12 protein-coding genes are annotated in these 15,499 nt (G+C 73.4%); 5 read left to right on the top strand and 7 right to left on the bottom strand.

All coding sequences use genetic code 11. The features are described 5' to 3' along the window. The first annotated feature begins 5 nt into the window (after positions 1 to 5). The 3 genes from WME83_RS47130 (at position 6) to WME83_RS47140 (ending at position 4,405) form a co-directional block, all read left to right on the top strand. Positions 6 to 1,058: a chromosome partitioning protein ParB gene (locus WME83_RS47130; protein ID WP_437316252.1), complete on the top strand. Its 1,053-nt coding sequence runs from the start codon at positions 6 to 8 to the stop codon at positions 1,056 to 1,058. Beyond that, positions 1,055 to 1,786, top strand: a complete 732-nt coding sequence (locus tag WME83_RS47135; protein WP_437316253.1) for a hypothetical protein — start codon at positions 1,055 to 1,057, stop codon at positions 1,784 to 1,786. Before WME83_RS47130 ends, WME83_RS47135 begins: the two co-directional genes overlap by 4 nt. A gap of 552 nt (positions 1,787 to 2,338) precedes the next feature. Beyond that, positions 2,339 to 4,405: an ATP-binding protein gene (locus WME83_RS47140; RefSeq protein WP_437316254.1), complete on the top strand. Its 2,067-nt coding sequence runs from the start codon at positions 2,339 to 2,341 to the stop codon at positions 4,403 to 4,405. Between the two features lie 21 nt (positions 4,406 to 4,426). Here WME83_RS47140 and WME83_RS47145 read toward each other — a convergent pair whose 3' ends face one another. Beyond that, positions 4,427 to 4,948, bottom strand: coding sequence for a M17 family peptidase N-terminal domain-containing protein (locus WME83_RS47145; protein WP_061623693.1), 522 nt, complete (start codon positions 4,946 to 4,948; stop codon positions 4,427 to 4,429). Positions 4,949 to 4,951: 3 nt separating this feature from the next. Next, positions 4,952 to 6,592, bottom strand: coding sequence for a thiamine pyrophosphate-binding protein (locus WME83_RS47150; RefSeq protein ID WP_437316255.1), 1,641 nt, complete (start codon positions 6,590 to 6,592; stop codon positions 4,952 to 4,954). A gap of 1,408 nt (positions 6,593 to 8,000) precedes the next feature. Here WME83_RS47150 and WME83_RS47155 point away from each other — a divergent pair. After that, complete coding sequence (locus WME83_RS47155; protein ID WP_437316256.1) at positions 8,001 to 8,321, top strand: hypothetical protein; 321 nt, start codon at positions 8,001 to 8,003, stop codon at positions 8,319 to 8,321. A gap of 144 nt (positions 8,322 to 8,465) precedes the next feature. Here the strand turns inward: WME83_RS47155 and WME83_RS47160 are convergent, their stop codons facing one another. The 3 genes from WME83_RS47160 to WME83_RS47170 form a co-directional block, all read right to left on the bottom strand. Then, positions 8,466 to 9,776, bottom strand: coding sequence for a hypothetical protein (locus tag WME83_RS47160; protein WP_437316257.1), 1,311 nt, complete (start codon positions 9,774 to 9,776; stop codon positions 8,466 to 8,468). Between the two features lie 218 nt (positions 9,777 to 9,994). After that, the gene (locus WME83_RS47165; RefSeq protein ID WP_437316258.1) at positions 9,995 to 11,191 is read right to left on the bottom strand and encodes an aminotransferase class V-fold PLP-dependent enzyme; all 1,197 of its coding nucleotides are present in this window, start codon (positions 11,189 to 11,191) and stop codon (positions 9,995 to 9,997) included. A 295-nt stretch (positions 11,192 to 11,486) separates the two neighbouring features. Next, positions 11,487 to 13,037, bottom strand: a complete 1,551-nt coding sequence (locus tag WME83_RS47170) for a vWA domain-containing protein (protein ID WP_437316259.1) — start codon at positions 13,035 to 13,037, stop codon at positions 11,487 to 11,489. A 390-nt stretch (positions 13,038 to 13,427) separates the two neighbouring features. On the opposite strand from WME83_RS47170, the gene WME83_RS47175 reads away from it, so the two are divergent. Further along, on the top strand, positions 13,428 to 13,973 hold the full coding sequence (locus tag WME83_RS47175; protein ID WP_437316260.1) for a chalcone isomerase family protein: 546 nt from the start codon (positions 13,428 to 13,430) through the stop codon (positions 13,971 to 13,973). A 126-nt stretch (positions 13,974 to 14,099) separates the two neighbouring features. Here WME83_RS47175 and WME83_RS47180 read toward each other — a convergent pair whose 3' ends face one another. Beyond that, entirely contained in the window at positions 14,100 to 14,882 is a 783-nt protein-coding gene (locus WME83_RS47180) for a hypothetical protein (protein WP_437316261.1), read from the bottom strand. A 150-nt stretch (positions 14,883 to 15,032) separates the two neighbouring features. Continuing rightward, complete coding sequence (locus tag WME83_RS47185; protein ID WP_437316262.1) at positions 15,033 to 15,482, bottom strand: universal stress protein; 450 nt, start codon at positions 15,480 to 15,482, stop codon at positions 15,033 to 15,035. Positions 15,483 to 15,499 lie beyond the last annotated feature (17 nt).

The raw sequence follows: 15,499 nt of genomic DNA on the forward strand, positions 1-15,499 counted from the left end.
GACCGATGGCCGCGAAGCGCACAGCCAAGCCGCGGGCGCCGAAGGAGCCGAAGGCCGCGCCCGCCCCCCGGGCGCGGCGGAAGAAGGCGGCGCCCGCCGCGGGCACGCGCGGCCTCGACGCCGCCGAGCTCGCCGCCGGCGCGCCCCCGCCGGACGTCGCCGCGCTCGCCGAGGCGATCCGGAGCGACGGCGGCAGCGTGCTCGCCGTCTACCGCGAGCCCGTCGGCGGCGCGTGGGCGGTCCTCGCCGGCCTGCCGCTCGACCGGGTGGAGCCGACGCCGTTCCAGCGCGACCTCTCGGAGGCGCACGTCGCGCGCCTCGGCGAGGTCATCGACAAGCTCGACTGCTTCCTCGATCCCATCATCGCCGTGCGGACCCCGCTCTCGTCGGGGCCGGGCCGGGCCGGGCCGTCGGCCCCCGGCGAGGGGAGGTACTGGACCCCGAACGGCAACCACCGCCGCGCCGCGCTCACGCGCCTCGGCGCGAAGAGCGCGGTCGCGCTCGTGCTGCCCGACGAGCGGATCGCGTACCGCATCCTCGCGCTCAACACCGAGAAGGCGCACAACATCCGCGAGAAGGCGCTCGAGGTGACGCGGATGGCGCGCTCCCTCGCCGATCTCGATCCGCGGCCGGAGCAGGAGTTCCGCCTCGAGTTCGAGGAGCCGAGCCTGCTCACCCTCGGCCTCTGCTACGAGCAGCGCCCCCGCTTCTCGGGCGGCGCCTACCAGTCGGTCCTCCGGCACGTCGACCGCTTCCTCGACGAGCCGCTCCCGGAGGCGCTCGAGACCCGCAGGGCGCGCGCCGAGCTCCTCCTCGCGGTCGACGACGCGGTCGCGCAGGCCGTCGACGCGCTCAAGGCGCGCGGCTTCGAGAGCCCCTACCTCAAGGCGTTCGTCGTCGCCCGCATCAACCCGCTCCGCTTCCAGCGGTCCCCGGACGCGCCGTTCGAGCCCACGCTCACCAAGATGCTCGCGTCGGCGCAGCGCTTCGATCCGGCCGCGGTCCGCCCCGACCAGGTCGCGCGCGCCGCCGGTCCGCCCGAGGAGCCCGCCGGATGATCCCGGCCGGCGCCGCGTGCGCGATCGCCGCCGTCGCCGCGCTGCTGCTCCTCCTCGGCGGCCTCGTCCAGGCTCGGCGCGCCGCGCGGTCCGCCGGCCGCGCCGAGGCCCCCGCGCCCACGGGTCGGCTCCTCCGGGCCGCTCGTCCGGCCGCGCGCGCCGGGGAGGCTCCCGCCGCGTCCCCGCCGTCCCACCGCGGCGATCCTCGGGCCATCTACGCGTACGCCGCGCAGGTCGTCGGCCAGTCGCTCGCCTATCAGGGCAGCTACCGGGCGGCGGCCGCGTCGCTGCGCGACGTCCCGCTCGACTGGACGCCGCCCGGGGTGCGCCTGCTCGTGATGAGCAACCTCGCCCACTGGCAGCTCTGCGCGGGCGACGTCGAGGCGGCCAGGCGGCTCCTTCCGGACCTGGACGAGGAGCGCGCGCCCGCGTCGGTGCGCCCGCTCGTGCGCGGCGCGCGCGCCGCGGTGCTCGTGCGCACGGGCGACGCCGAGGGAGCGCTCTCCCTGGTCGGCCGCTCGGACGGCGAGCGGGACGAGCCGTCCGAGGTGCGCCAGCGCTACCGCATCACCCGGGCGCACGCGCTCGCCGCCCGGGGCGAGCTCGCCGCCGCGCGCGCCGAGCTCCGCCGGGTGGTCGACGACGTCGGCGTCGACGAGCTCTGCCGCTGGATCCCCGCCGGCGGGCCCGCCCGGGCCGCGATGATCGAGCTCATCGACGCGGGGTGACGGACTCGCGATCTCCCGCCCTCGCCCGCCGCGCGCGGCCGGCTCGGCGCTCCCTCCGGTGCTCCCGAGGCGGCGGTGATCGCCGCGCGGCGCTGGTCTCTCGCGCCCTCATCGGGGCGGGCGCGGCGCCGTGACGCCGCGATTCTCCGGCAGATATCGAGTCGGTGGACTCGCCATCAATTCGGTAGCTCGTCGATTGTCAATCCTCATTTGCCTGATTTGCCGCACAGGAGCTCCCGTACGCTCTTTCTGGAGATCCGGCTCGATCCAGCGACCTGGTGGGCTCGTGGATGGGATTCCGCAGGACGGTGGGGGGCGCAACGTTGCGGGCGATTGGCATCTGGTAGAAAAAGGATGCTGTACGCAAAGTGCATCGGGCCAGGTAGGCTTCTCGCGTCGGCGGGGGAGAATGCATGCCAACCTGCACGGGTGGCCAATGAGGGTGGGGGCGCCGCGGGGGGGCATCGGCGGGTGCAGCGCCGGTTCAGCCACGACCACGCGCCCGGCCAGGGCGGCTGCCCTCGCTGACCGGAGCCTGCCTGGGAGGCTCCCATGAACCGCCCAACGGACACGCCGCCTCATCGCATCCTCATCGTGGACGACAGCCCCACGTACCTGCACCAGGTCGCGGCGGCGATGCGCGACGAGGGCTACGTCGCGGTGCTCGCCCACTCCGGGGAGGAGGCGCTCGCGCGGCTCGCGGCGGCGCGCGTCGACGGCATCCTGCTCGACATGGTGATGCCGGGGCTGTCGGGTCCTGCCACCTGCCTCCGCATCAAGGCGAACGCCGCGTGGCGGCCGATCCCGCTGCTCATGCTCACCGGCCGGGACGACCACAAGGCGATCCTCGACGCCCTCTCGGCCGGCGCCGACGACTTCGTCACGAAGTCGGGCGAGCTCACCGTGCTCAAGGCCCGCCTGCGCGCCCAGCTCCGCCGCAAGCACTACGAGGACGAGAACCGCAGGATGCGCGAGCTCCTCCTGCGCCGCGAGATGGAGGCGGCCGAGGCGCGCGCCGACCGGCGCCTCAAGCAGAGCGAGGAGCGGTTCCGCCTCATCGTCGAGGGCGTCCAGGACTACGCCATCTTCATGCTCGACCCCGCGGGCCGCATCGCCAGCTGGAACCCGGGCGCCGAGCGGATCAACGGCTACCGCGCCGACGAGATCATCGGCCGGCACTGCTCGGTCCTCTTCCCGCCGGAGGACGTCGAGCTCGGCAGGCCCGCCGCGGAGCTCGAGTGCACGGTGGAGGCCGGGCGCTCGGTCCAGGAGGGCTACCGCGTCCGCAAGGACGGCACGCGCTACTGGGCGAACGAGGTGATCAACGTGCTCTTCGACGAGGCCGGGCGCCTGCGCGGCTTCGCGAAGGTCACCCGCGACGTGACCGAGCGCCGCCGGGTCCACGAGGCGCAGCGCATCCTCGTCTCGGCCGGGCAGATCCTCGGCGAGTCGCTCGACTTCGAGGAGACGCTGCGGCGCGTGGTCCGCGTCGCGCTCCCCGATTTCGCGCAGATCTGCGTGCTCCTCCTGCAGGACGAGTCCGGCGCGACCGAGCGGCAGGTCACCGCCCACGCCGAGGCCTCGATGGCGGCGGCGGCCGAGCTGCTCGGCCGGCTCACGGCCGACACCTGCGCGCGCGGCATCGGCAGGGTCCTGCGCACGGCGCAGCCGGAGCTCATCCCCCGGGTGACCGACTCGTTCGTCCGGGCGATCTCCTTCGATCAGGCGCACTACGAGGCGCTGCGCTCGCTCTCGCTCGCCTCGCACCTCACCGTCCCGCTGACCGCGCGCGGCCGGACGCTGGGCACGCTCTCGTTCGCCTCGACGCACCGGCGCTACGACGCCGTCGATCTCGACCTCGCGCAGGATCTCGCGCGGCGCGCGGCCTTGGCCGTCGACAACGCGCGGCTCTACCGCGAGGCGCAGCTCGCCGTGCGCGCGCGCGACGATTTCCTCACGATCGCCTCCCACGAGCTCCGCACCCCGCTCACGCCCATGCAGCTGCAGGTCGACGGCCTCCTGCGCGCCGGCAAGCGCGGCGACCTCACCGCCGAGCGCGCGACGCCGCGGCTGGAGATGATCAAGCGCCAGGTCGAGCGGCTCGCCCGGCTCATCACGAACCTGCTCGACATCTCGCGCATCTCCGCGGGCCGCCTGCAGCTCGAGCTCGAGGACGTCGATCTCGCGGCCACCGTGAACGACGTGCTGGATCGGTTCCGCGAGGAGCTCGCCGCCGCGGGCTGTCCGGTCGAGCTGTCGGCCCCGGCCTCGGTCGTCGGCCGGTGGGATCGCCTCCGCCTCGATCAGATCGTCACGAACCTCCTCTCGAACGCGATCAAGTACGGCGCCGGCAGGCGCATCGACGTCGCGGTCTCGGACCTCGGGGATCGCGCCCGCCTCGTGGTGCGGGATCGCGGCATCGGCATCGCGCCGGACCAGCAGGCCCGCATCTTCGAGCGCTTCGAGCGCGCCGTCTCCAGCGAGAACTACAGCGGCTTCGGCATGGGGCTGTGGATCGTGCGGCAGATCGCCGACGCCCTCGGCGCGACGATCGACGTCGAGAGCCGCCCGGGCGAGGGGGCCACGTTCACCGTCGACCTGCCGAAGGTGCCCGCCTGACGCGCGCCCGCGCCGCGCGCGTCACAGCGCCCGGCGCACCCTCCGGCGCTGCTCGATCATGTGCTGGGTGATCTGCTGCCGGCCCTCGGCGCGCTCCACCAGCGTCCACACGTTGTCGCCGCGCTCCCTGCCCGCGCAGTCGAGGAGCGCGTCGGCGGCCTGCTCGGCGGGGATGAGCCCGTCGTGCCGCCCCGGGAGCTCCACCACCGCGACGCGCGTGCAGAGCCCGCCCATCGTCGCGAGCATCCGGCGCACGACCTCGCGGAAGATCGCCTCGTCGAACGCGTCGCGCCGGCCGGCGCCGAACAGGACGAGCTTGTCGAAGGCCATGCGCGGCTTGCACGGGATCATCACGACCTCGCCGAGCTCGCAGGTGATCTGGCCCTGCCGCCGGAGCTCCGAGATCCGGCCGCCGAGCCGCCAGTCGCAGAGGCCGGCCACGCCGTGGGCGGGCAGCGCGTCGCTGAACGGGGCGCACGCGAGCACCTCCGAGTCGAGCTCGTCGAGGCTCTGCAGGTCGGGGGGGACGAACCGGAGCTCCACGGATCAGACGCTGATGGCGCCCTTGCGGAAGTCGCTCTTCGCGATCTTCACGTTGACGCAGGCGGGCTTGCCGCACCGGAACGCCTCGTCCAGCGCGGGCCCGAGCTCCTCCACGCGCTCGACGAAGGCCCCGAAGCCCCCGAGCGCGTCCACCACGCGGTCGTACCGGGTGAGGTCGAGCGACGTCGCGGGCGCGCGGCCCTCGCCGTAGAGCTCGACCTGCCCGCGCCGGATCTGCGTCCAGGCCGCGTCGTTCCCGATCACGCTCACGACGGGGATGCCCTGGCGCGCCATCGCCTCGAACTCGAGCGCGTGGAACCCGAACGAGCCGTCGCCGTACACGAGGACGACGTTGGCCTCGGGCCGCGCGAGCTTGGCGGCCATCGCGTAGCCCGGCCCGACGCCGAGGGTGCCGAGGGGGCCCGGGTCCATCCAGAGCTGCGGCCACTCGAGCTTCAGCACGTTCGCGGCCGTGGCCACGAAGTCCCCGCCGTCGCCGATCACGATGTCGTCCTTGCCGAGCCGCTTGCCGATCTCGGCGCAGACGCGCAGCGGGTTCGGCGGGTCGCTGTCGCTCGCGATCTCGGCGAGCATCCTCGCGCGCGCGCGCTCCTCCGCCTCGCGCACGGCCGAGAGCCACGCCTCGGCGGATTTCTCGGGCACCTCGGCGAGCAGCTGCTCCAGCACGACGCCGCTGTCCCCGTCGATCCCGAGGTCGACGCGGCGGTTCCTGCCGAGCTCGCTGCCGTCGAGATCGATCTGGACGACCTTCGCGGCCGGGCCGACGGCGCGGCCGTACTCGAGCCGGAAGTCGAACGGAGTCCCGAGCACCACGCAGAGGTCGGTCTGCGCGAGGGCGAAGCGGCGCGAGCGGCTCATCAGCCCGGGGTGCGCGTGGGGCAGCGCACCGCGGGCCATGCCGTTCAGGTAGAAGGGCGCCTTCACGGCGTCGGCGAAGCGGCGCAGCGCGTCCCGCCGCGGCGACCAGCGGAGCTGGCTCCCCACGATGAACATGGGCCGCTCCGCTTCCCGCAGCAGGGCCGCGGCGCGCGCGACGGCGGCCGGGTCGCCGCCGGGCCGGGCCGGGGGCGCGGGCGCGGTGGCGGGCGCGTCGTCGCCCGCGAAGCCCATCAGCAGATCGAGCGGGATCTCGAGGAAGACCGGGCCTGGCACGTTCGCCTGGGCGACGCGGAAGGCCGAGTCCACGTACTCCTGGATGCGGTCGGTCGACGGGACGGAGGCGCTCCACTTGGAGATGGGGCGCATCAGCTCGACGTGGTTCATGTCCTGCAGCGAGCCCATGTCGGCGAGGGCGCGCGGGCCGGCGCCGCCGAGGACCACCATCGGGATCCCCGCGCGCTGCGCGTTGGCGACGGCGGTCACCACGTCGGTGACGCCCGGCCCGGCGGTGACCGCGCACACCCCGGGCCTCCCGGTGACCCGCGCGTACCCGTCGGCGGCGTGGCCGGCCGTCTGCTCGTGCCGCACGTCGACGACCCGGATGCCGTCGTCCAGGCACCCGTCGTAGATCGCCTGGATGTGCCCGCCGCACAGGGTGAAGAGGTGGGTCACCCCGTGCCTCGCGAGCGCCTTCGAGACGAGCTTGCCTCCGTGCACCTGCGCCATGGGGCCGGCATATACCATGTGCGCCCCAGCGTCCTCCCCGCGAGCGGGCCATTCGTGCGGCGCCGCGCGGCCGCCGGCGGCGCGCCGGGCAAGCCGCCTCACCGGGCCGGGCGCTCGGCTCCGAGGATCTCGGGGGCACAACCCGGCGGTCGCGCGTGTGGCGCCGTGTTCGAACGTACGCCCCACAGCCGCGCTGGCCTCGGAAGCGGCGTCCGGTGTTCACTGCGAAACGGCCAGCGCCGGTCTTAGTTTAGTGTGTTTCCTAACCTTCAACGTTCTTTGAGAGCGCCGCGGCGTCAACGCACCTACCGGCGGGTGCGCGCGCCGCCTCCGTGCCCGGAAACCACGCTATCGCCGGCCCCTGTTGTCAGGACGCCCCCGGGGGAAGCCCACGTGCAGCGGGCGATGCTGTAAAAATCCAGCGTTACTACAGCTTCGACTCCGCCCCTGCTGCGATATCGTCGCCATCCCGGCGCGACCGTCGCCGTGGGGGCTGATGCCAGATGCTGTTCTCTCCGGGCGATCAAATGATATAGTTGGCTCCTTATTGCAGCTGCCACCTCCACACCGCCATCGCTCTCGGCCTCACCCCGGTGCCCCTGCCCTGCAGCCGCCGGCCTGGGAGAAGGCATCGGACCTCTCCGGGCGCGGATCGCCTCCGGGCCCGGCGCCGCCGCCGGCGCTCCCCGTAACGTTCCCGCAACGTGGCGGAAACAATCCGGCCCCGGCCGCACGCGCGCGAGCATCTGTGAGCAAGTTAACCGGTTCAGTCGCCGATTGCGCGGCGAGCGCACGGTGGTTGGTGAGAAGGAGCGTGTCCCGGTGGCCGTCCGGGAGGAGGCGTGCGCGGTCGTCCGCGATGACACACGATCTCCTTTCCGTATGCGCGCCAACTTCCTTGAGGTGCACCAACCTCGACGGCGGGAGGCGCCCTGGCGCCGCGACGGCCGTCTCGCCGGATCGATGGGGGAACGCGAGCCAATCGTGTGTGGCGCTCTCGTGGACGCTGATTTCACTGCCTACGTCCCGAGCGACGTCTACCACGTGCGCTTCATCTGTCCGGGTGTCCCCGATGCCCGCGTCCGGGGATGGACTCCGTCCTCGGTACATCATTTCATTGACGTGCGATCGGCCAGGGCATCATCTGCCGTTGCTGCTGGGCCAACATTTCGGCCAACTTCCGCGCCGCGTGGGCGGTAGTGCGCTGGCGCCTTGCTTCTCGCAGCGTTCATTTCAAATATCCTGCTCTCACAGAACGTTACCCAATACACCAAAATGACGCGTGACTGCTTACATGAGCTTGCGAGCTTGTTGTTTTCTATTTCGGGAAAGCTCTGTATCGGTTATGCGGGATAAGAGGACGCGCAATAGCGCTTCGCTGGAGTAGCATCTTCCTATGTCGGAGCCCCCTAGTAGCAGCAGTCAGTTGATCCGGATACCCATCGTGCTGGCGCTCGACTGCAGCCCCGGTTTTCTGGCCCGTTGCCGCAGGGTTGCGGCGCGGGCTCGTTTCCTCGTCCGCTCGTGCGAGGCGGCGTCGGCGTGGGGGATGGCGGTCCGCCTCCGCCCGCTGGCGATCGTCCTGCCGAGCCACTTGCACGAGCGCGCGCCGCAGACGTTCGAGCTGCTCGCGGAGGACGCGGGAGCGCGCCTCGTCGTCGTGGAGTCCGAGCAGCTGCCCGCGGGCGAGCTGGAGGGGCACATCACCCACGCGATCGGCGAGGCGACCCGCGCCCGAGGCGCCTAGCCGCGTCCGAGGCGCCCCGAACGCGCCGAGGCGCCTCGAACGTGCCGGAGCCGCTTCGACGCGGCGGCCGACGCGGGCCGCGGCCGTCGCGTGGCTCGGCCGCTGCCGGGCCTCGGCGGCCGCGCGTCTCGGCCGCCGAAGGCCTCAGTCGGTGCGGACACCCGCGGTGAGGTGGAAGCCCCAGGTGTGATCGAGCGGCGGGCCGAGCTCCTCGTCGAAGGGAAGCAGCAGCCCCGCTCGGAGGAACGCGGCCTTGCGCTCGATCGCGAGGAACGGCTCGAGGGCGAGCACGTACAGATTGCGCGCGACGGCGTGCCGGATGCCCACGTTGTCGAACGTGGGCAGCGCTACGCCTTGCACGCGCACGCCGCCGGCGATCCCGTGGCCGATCTGGACCTCGGCGGCGTGCTGGATCGCGACCTCGTACTCCTCGTTTCGGCCGAGCGGGATGTAGAGGAGCGGCTCGATCTGCAGGCGCCCGATCAGCGGGCCGAGGTGGACCTCGGCGCCGAAGCGCGCGTGGATGGGGAGGATGCTCGGGAAGTACTCGTGGAGGTCCCAGTAGGCGCGGCTCGCGCCGACCGGCTCGTAGCTGCGGTGGTCGTGGGTCTGGGCCGAGAGCGTCGCCAGCCCGACGGCGCCGCCCACCGTGATCCAGAGCTTGCGGCCTGCGCGGGCGACGTGGTGGGCGCCGAGCATCACGTTGCCGAGCACGGCGTCGGTGCGCTCGTCCATCGCGAGCCCGAAGGGGACGCGGACGTCGAGGAACGTGTGATCGGCGAACGGCATGCGGGCGAAGAGGGCGACCGCGAGCCCGGAGCCGTCGCTGTCGCCGCCGGTGAACGCCGAGGTCTCCAGGCCGATCGCCCCGCGCTGGGCGAGCGGCACCGTCCCCCCGCCGAGCGCGCCTTCGTCGGCAGGCGCGGGCAGCGGCCCTTGCTCGGCCTCGGAGAGGGACGTGCTCCAGTCCTCCATGCTCTCCCACCGGCCTGCCCGCCGCGCGGCCGGCGTCTTGGCGGGCGGCGCGGCGTCTGCGGGCGGTTCGGCAGCGCCCGCCTCGGGCGTCGCTCCGGCCGGCTCGGACGGCGATCCCTCCGGCGCTGGCGCGTCCGCAGCCGGCGCGCCGGGCGCCGCAGGCGCGGGGCTCGCCGGCGACTGCGGCGCGCCGGGCGCTGGCGACTGCGGCGCGCCGGGCGCCGCAGGCGCGGGGCTCGCCGGCGACTGCGGCGCGCCGGGCGCCGGCTGCGGCGCGCCGGGCGCCGGCTGCGGCGCGGGCGCTGGAGGCGTCCCCGCCCGCGCCGGAGGGGCCGGCGGCGTTCCCGCCGGCGCCGAGGCGGTGGGCGCGGGGCGCGTCGCCGGCGGAGGCGTCACGGGCTGCGCGGCGATCGGCGCGGCCGCGAGGATCGCCGTCGCCAGCCAGGAAAGCGAGGACAAGACCAGGATTCGACGTGGCATCGTGTCTCCTTGGGGCGCGCATCCTATCGCCTCGGAAGGCGCGCGCGTCTGCTCCAGCAAGCGCCGGTCGCGCTTCGCCGTCCCGCGCCCGGGCAGCCCGCCGCGACGCGGGCCCCGGCGCGGTGGCTCGAGCGCGAGGCGAGCGCCGCGCGCCCCCACGGCGGAGCGGCCCCGGCGGCGCGGCGACCCGGAGGCGCGGCCGGGCTCCCCCGCGCGCGCTACAGGAGCGCCGAGAGCGCCGCCGCGAGGCGCTCGTACTGCGGCCGGTCGTTGTAGATCTGCGCCGAGATCCGGAGGGCCCGCCGCGGCGACGCCGGCCAGGCGAACACCGGCACCTCGATCCCCCAGTGCGCGAGGAGCGCGTCCTGGAGCGGGTCGAGGCCCAGCGGCGACGACGCCGCGTCCGGGAGCGGCACCGTCGCGAGCGCGCCGATCATCGTGTCCGGGCTCGGCGGTGGGCAGCCGAGCGTTGCGCAGAGCAGGTCGCGCGCGGCGAGGGCCGTCGCCCGGTTGTGGGCCCGGAGCTCGGGCCAGCCGCCGGGCAGGAGCGCTGCCATCGCGCGGATCGCGTCCGCGATGCAGAGGGCCGCGCTCGGATCGGAGGTGCCCGTCCAGTCGAACTCGAGCAGGAAGCGCGACCGGTCGGTGCGCGGCGAGTTGGCGCCGTGGCTGATGCAGAGCGGGCGCACCGAGCCCTGTCGGTCGCGCCGCACATGGAGGAACCCCGCGCCCTTCGGCGCGCACATCCACTTGTGGCAGTTGCCGGTGTAATACGCCGCCCCGAGGGCGCGGAGGTCGAGCGGCAGCATGCCGGGCGCGTGCGCCCCGTCGACGAGGAGATCGACGCCGCGGGCGGCGAGCTCGGCGGACAGCGCGTCGACCGGGAACACGAGCCCCGTCGGGCTCGTCACGTGATCGATCAGCACGAGCCGCGTCCGCGGCCCCACCCGCGCGAGCACCGCCTCGACCACCTGCTCGGGCGCCTCGATCGGGAACGGCACGGGCGCGACCACGACGCGCGCCCCGGCGCCGGCCGCGACGGCCTCGGCCGCGTTGCGGCAGGCGTTGTACCCGTGGTCGGTGACGCAGAGCTCGTCGCCCTGCCCGAGCGAGAGCGACCGCAGCACCGTGTTGACCCCGAAGGTCGCGTTGGGCACGAACGCGAGGTCGTCCGGGTCGGCCCCGACGAAGGCGGCGAGCTCGCCGCGGGCCGCGTCGAGCAGCGGCTCGAGCTCGCGGAGGAAGAAGCGGACCGGCTCGCGCTCGAGCTGGTCGCGGTAACGCTGCTGCGCCTCGAGCACCGCGCGCGGGCAGGCGCCGAACGAGCCGTGGTTGAGGAAGGTGACGGCCGGGTCGAGCGGCCAGAGCTCGCGCGCGGCGCCGGCGCGCGACTCCGGGAAGGTGTTCGGGTTCATGGCGGAGGTCGAGTGCCCTACGAGGCTGAGGTGTCGGAGGGCCGGTGACAATGTCGCGCGCGGCCACGCCTCCTGTCGAGGGCGTCGAGAGCGTCGAGGGCCACGCGAGGCGCATCGATGGTGGATCCATGATCGAGATGTCGATCAACATTGATTCGTGGATCAACCGTGACCGCATTCCGGCAAGGATCCAGCCTCGGTCAACCCATCCATGATGGACCGTGGACGCGTCCATCATGGATGGGTTGGCGCGAGCGGCGCCTCGATGGCGCGAGCAGCGCCTCGATGGCGCCGCTCAGCGGCCCATCCAGAGCGGGGAGGCGCCGTTCATCTGGAGGGCGTCCATGCGCCGCGCCGCGGGCGGGGCCGCCGCGGCCGCGCGGGCGGTCTTCCGCGCGCTCGCCACCGCCGAGGCCGCGCCCGCGATGCGCGCCTTCTCCTTGGCCGACTGCGCGCGCGCCGCCTGCTGCAGGAGCCGCTCCTCCGCCGCGGCGAGCTTCGCCTCGGCCGCGCCGAAGTCGCCGGAGCCCACGTCCTGGGCCGCAGCGAGCTGCGTCATGCCCGTCTCGATCACCGCCGCGAGCGTCTGGGTCCGCTCGTTCTCGTGCGCGGCCACCTGGGCCGGGTCGCTCGTCACCTCATAGCGGGCCACCACCTCCTGCACGCGCGGGACGTTGCCGTTCTCGGGGTCGCGGAAGTGGAGGCGCACGCTCGCGAGCGGGTGCGAGCCGGCGGCGGGCGCGGTGACCCGCACCCGCACGAGCATCTCGCGGTGCTGCCCGCCGAACATGGTGCCGAGCAGCACGCGGACCGCGTCGCCGGACCGGTCGGCGCGCTCGTTCGGCACGCCGATCACCTCCACGCCGGGCGCCGGGACGATCTCGACGAAGGCGCCCGTCGCCGCGGTCGTCTGGAGCAGGGCGAGCTCGCGCTCGAGGACGGAGGACAGCTGGCGGGCCTCGGTGAGGTGGTAGAGCCGGCCGCTGGAGCCGAGGGCGAGCGCGTTGAGCGTGCGCTCGTCGTAGTCGGCGCCCACCCCGATCGACGTGACCTGCACTCCGTGGGCGGCGCCGCGCTGGGCGAGCGCGCCGAGGAGCTCGGGGGACGACGGGCCGATGTTCGCCTGGCCGTCGGAGATGAGCACCACGCGCCGGACGGCGTGCGTCGACGGCGCCGCGGCCGCGTGCCGCTCCGCGAGCCGGAGGCCCTCGAAGAGGTTCGTGCTGCCCTCGGGGCCGAGCGCGGCGATGGCGCGCGCCACCGCGGGGCGCGTCTCGGGGCCGAGCACGGCGGGCGCGACGCGCTCCACCGCGGCGTCGGCGAACGACACGAGCGAGACGAGGTCGCCGTCGGGCAGCCCGTCGACGAACGCCTGCGCCGCGGCGCGGGCGTGGTCCATCTTCGGCCCCTGCATCGAGCCGGAGGCGTCCACGAGCAGCGCGACCGCGGCCGGCGCGCGCGCCCCGCGGCGGGCCCCGGGGACGTCGACCCACACGCCGAGCTGCGTCTCGCGCGTCCCCGGCAGCACGAAGTCGCTGGCCCCCGCGGCGCCGATCCAGACGCCGCGGCTCGCCTCGGCCCGGGATCCCGGCGCCTCGGCCGCCGCAGGCGTGGCCGCCACCGCCGCCCCAGGCGCGGCCGCCACCGCCGCCCCAGGCGCGGCCGCCACTGCGGCCCCGTCGGCCGCCGCCGGGGCCGCGGCGACCGCCGGCGCGCCCTCCTGCCGCGCCCCCGAGCCCGGCGCGACCTCCGCGGCCGCAGCGCTCGTCTCCGGAGGCGCCGCCGCGCCGGCCGCGCAGCCCAGAGCCGCAAATCCCATCAGCACGCCCGCGAGCATCGTCCGCATCGAGAAGCTCCTTCCGCCGCAAGCCCGAGCCAAGGCGCGGCCCACGGGGGACTCGCGTCCTCCGCCGCGATCTCCTCGACCCCCGCAGCGCGCGGCTTCTACGGACCCAGCCGAAAAAAGATCTCCGGGAGAGCTCGCCCCCCGCGCCGCCGCCCCTCCCGGCCGAGGGGCCCGCTGCCCGCCCCGGAGCCCCCGCCGAGCACACCTGATGCGTCGCCGGCGCATGAAGCGAGGGCCCAACTCGAGATCTCGCGACCGATGCGGCTCCCCGCGTCCCCTCCGCCGATGGTCCGCGTCTTGCTGATTCACGATCATGGACGGGCGATCGCCGGCGCGCGGCGCCCGGACACGATGCGCCGCCGAGCGGCGATGCCGGAGGAGGTCGATCCGATGAAACTCGTACGAAGCAAGTCTCCAGCTCTTCTCGCCGCCTTCGCGGCGATCTTCCTGGCTGTCGCGAGCCTCTTCGCTTTGCCGGATTACACGCTCACGGGCACCGGCGTCCGCGTGAGGACGGTCGGCACGGCCAAGATCGATGTCTATCGGATCAGCCATTACATGGAACAGCTGCCCTCCACGAGGTCCAAGCAGGCCGTCATCGAGATGGATACGGGAAAGAAGTTCGTCTGGACGATGCTGCGCGACGTCGACCGCGAGAGCATCGTCAAGGCGCTGAGGGACGCCTACGCGATGAACGGATACGCCGATCAGACGAAGATCGCGCGGTTCGTCTCGGCGTTCGAGGGCGACCTCAAGGCGGGCGCGGAGGTCACCATCGAGTACGACGCGCGCGCGAAGACGACCACCGCCAAGGTGGCCGGCGGCGGGACCGCGACGGTGGGCGGCCTCGATTTCATGAAGGCGACCTGGCAGATCTGGTTTGGCAAGATCGACCAGCCGACGTTGAGCGACGAGCTCATCGCCAAGCTGCCCTGACGCCGGGCGCCTCGCCGGCCCGCCGGCTCGGCGCGCGAGGATGACGCGACGAGCTCCCGCCGCCCGCGGACCGCGCCGAGACGACGGCTCCCGCGGTCCGCCGCGACGCCATGGCTCCTCGTGTCCTCAGCCGTGCTTGCGCTCATGCCTCTTCAGCGTCTTGTCGACCTTTGCCAGGGCTCTGAGGATGCGATCCTTGATCGGCGCTCCGCCGTTCTCTCGAGCCGTGAGCGTCGCGGTGTGGGCGGCGCAGAGGTTCTCGGCGTCATGGAAGCGAAGGGCCAGCTCTTCGGCCCATCGCCGAAACTCCAGCGCGGCCCCGGGGCGCTTCTCGAGCGCCTGCGGCAGCATGGGAGAGAAGCTCAAAACATCGTTGAGCCCCACGAGGCGCATCGGGGACGGGAGGCGGATGTACATCAGCGTATCGTCGACGTGAATCGTCCGCGACGCGCGGTGCAGCACGAGGACGGACGAAAAGTGCACGTTCTCGTTCGCTGAGACGAAATCGACCCCGCGCGGCACCGAGAAGTCGAGGTCGCCCGCGAACATCGCGTGCGCCGCCGGATCGTCGATCAACGTCTTTTCCCACGGGAGGTCGGGGAAGCGGGACAGATGGCGAGACGTTCCGTAGAGGCGCGCATGCGGATAGTGGGCATGCATGGCCTTCGCGTGCAGCGTGTGGAAGGGGTGAACGTTGAGGATGGCCTCCACGTCCCTCCCACCATGGGTGATCTCGTCGATGTGCCGCTTTTCCTCGACCCCGAGCGTGTAGGAGTCGAGAAAAATGTACTTGCCGTTCTCGCGCCGGACGAGGGACGCGTGCGTGCCGACGTCGATGATCCCGCCGATCTTGAACGATCCGCGAATGTTCCAGAAGCCGTCCGCGACCGGGATGATCCGATGGTTCATTCGAGCCTCCTTCCCTGGAAACACGCCCCGAGCACCGCGGCTCGCTCATCGATGTTGTTCTGCCCGAGGGTGTCGCCGGCCGATGACGAGCGCGGTGGAGCTCGGCGAACCGTCGCCGTGACGGTTGACGTCGATCGACGTCAATCAACGTCAATCCGAGGGCTTGTCGCGCACCACGAGCACCGACCGGCCCGTGTGGTTCACGACCTTCGCCGCCGTCGTCCCGAGCACCTTGTCGATGCCCGAATAGCCGTGCGACCCGATCACGATGAGGTCCGCGTCCTCCTCGTCGGCCGTCCGGCAGATGACCTCCCAGGCGACGCCGACGTGGACCACGACCTTCGCGACGAGCTCGGGCGGCACGCCGCGCGCGAGCTGCGCGAGCTCCTCCCGGTCGCCCCGCTCCAGGATCTCGGGGACGCGCGTCGGCGACTCGTTCAGCGCCTCGGCAGGCAGGCTGTGGTGCAGCCCGATGCCGCGGACGAGCACGAGCTTGCCGCCGAGCTTCTGCGCGAGATCGACGCCCTCCGCGAGGATGAGCGGCGCCCTGGGCGAGCTGTCCAGGGCAACGAGGATGGTCCGGGGGTGCTTGAGGCTCATGGCGTCCGCCTTTCGTG

It is taken from the genome of Sorangium sp. So ce385, assembly GCF_051474135.1.
GTDB classification, from domain to species: domain Bacteria; phylum Myxococcota_A; class Polyangia; order Polyangiales; family Polyangiaceae; genus Sorangium; species Sorangium cellulosum_D.

Bases quoted from the DNA above. Each gene is read 5' to 3' on its own strand.
- WME83_RS47130 (WP_437316252.1), top strand. From the start codon at position 6: ATGGCCGCGAAGCGCACAGCCAAGCCGCGGGCGCCGAAGGAGCCGAAG.
- WME83_RS47135 (WP_437316253.1), top strand. From the start codon at position 1,055: ATGATCCCGGCCGGCGCCGCGTGCGCGATCGCCGCCGTCGCCGCGCTG.
- WME83_RS47140 (WP_437316254.1), top strand. From the start codon at position 2,339: ATGAACCGCCCAACGGACACGCCGCCTCATCGCATCCTCATCGTGGAC.
- WME83_RS47150 (WP_437316255.1), bottom strand. From the start codon at position 6,592: ATGGTATATGCCGGCCCCATGGCGCAGGTGCACGGAGGCAAGCTCGTC.
- WME83_RS47160 (WP_437316257.1), bottom strand. From the start codon at position 9,776: ATGCCACGTCGAATCCTGGTCTTGTCCTCGCTTTCCTGGCTGGCGACG.
- WME83_RS47165 (WP_437316258.1), bottom strand. From the start codon at position 11,191: ATGAACCCGAACACCTTCCCGGAGTCGCGCGCCGGCGCCGCGCGCGAG.
- WME83_RS47170 (WP_437316259.1), bottom strand. From the start codon at position 13,037: ATGCGGACGATGCTCGCGGGCGTGCTGATGGGATTTGCGGCTCTGGGC.
- WME83_RS47175 (WP_437316260.1), top strand. From the start codon at position 13,428: ATGAAACTCGTACGAAGCAAGTCTCCAGCTCTTCTCGCCGCCTTCGCG.
- WME83_RS47180 (WP_437316261.1), bottom strand. From the start codon at position 14,882: ATGAACCATCGGATCATCCCGGTCGCGGACGGCTTCTGGAACATTCGC.
- WME83_RS47185 (WP_437316262.1), bottom strand. From the start codon at position 15,482: ATGAGCCTCAAGCACCCCCGGACCATCCTCGTTGCCCTGGACAGCTCG.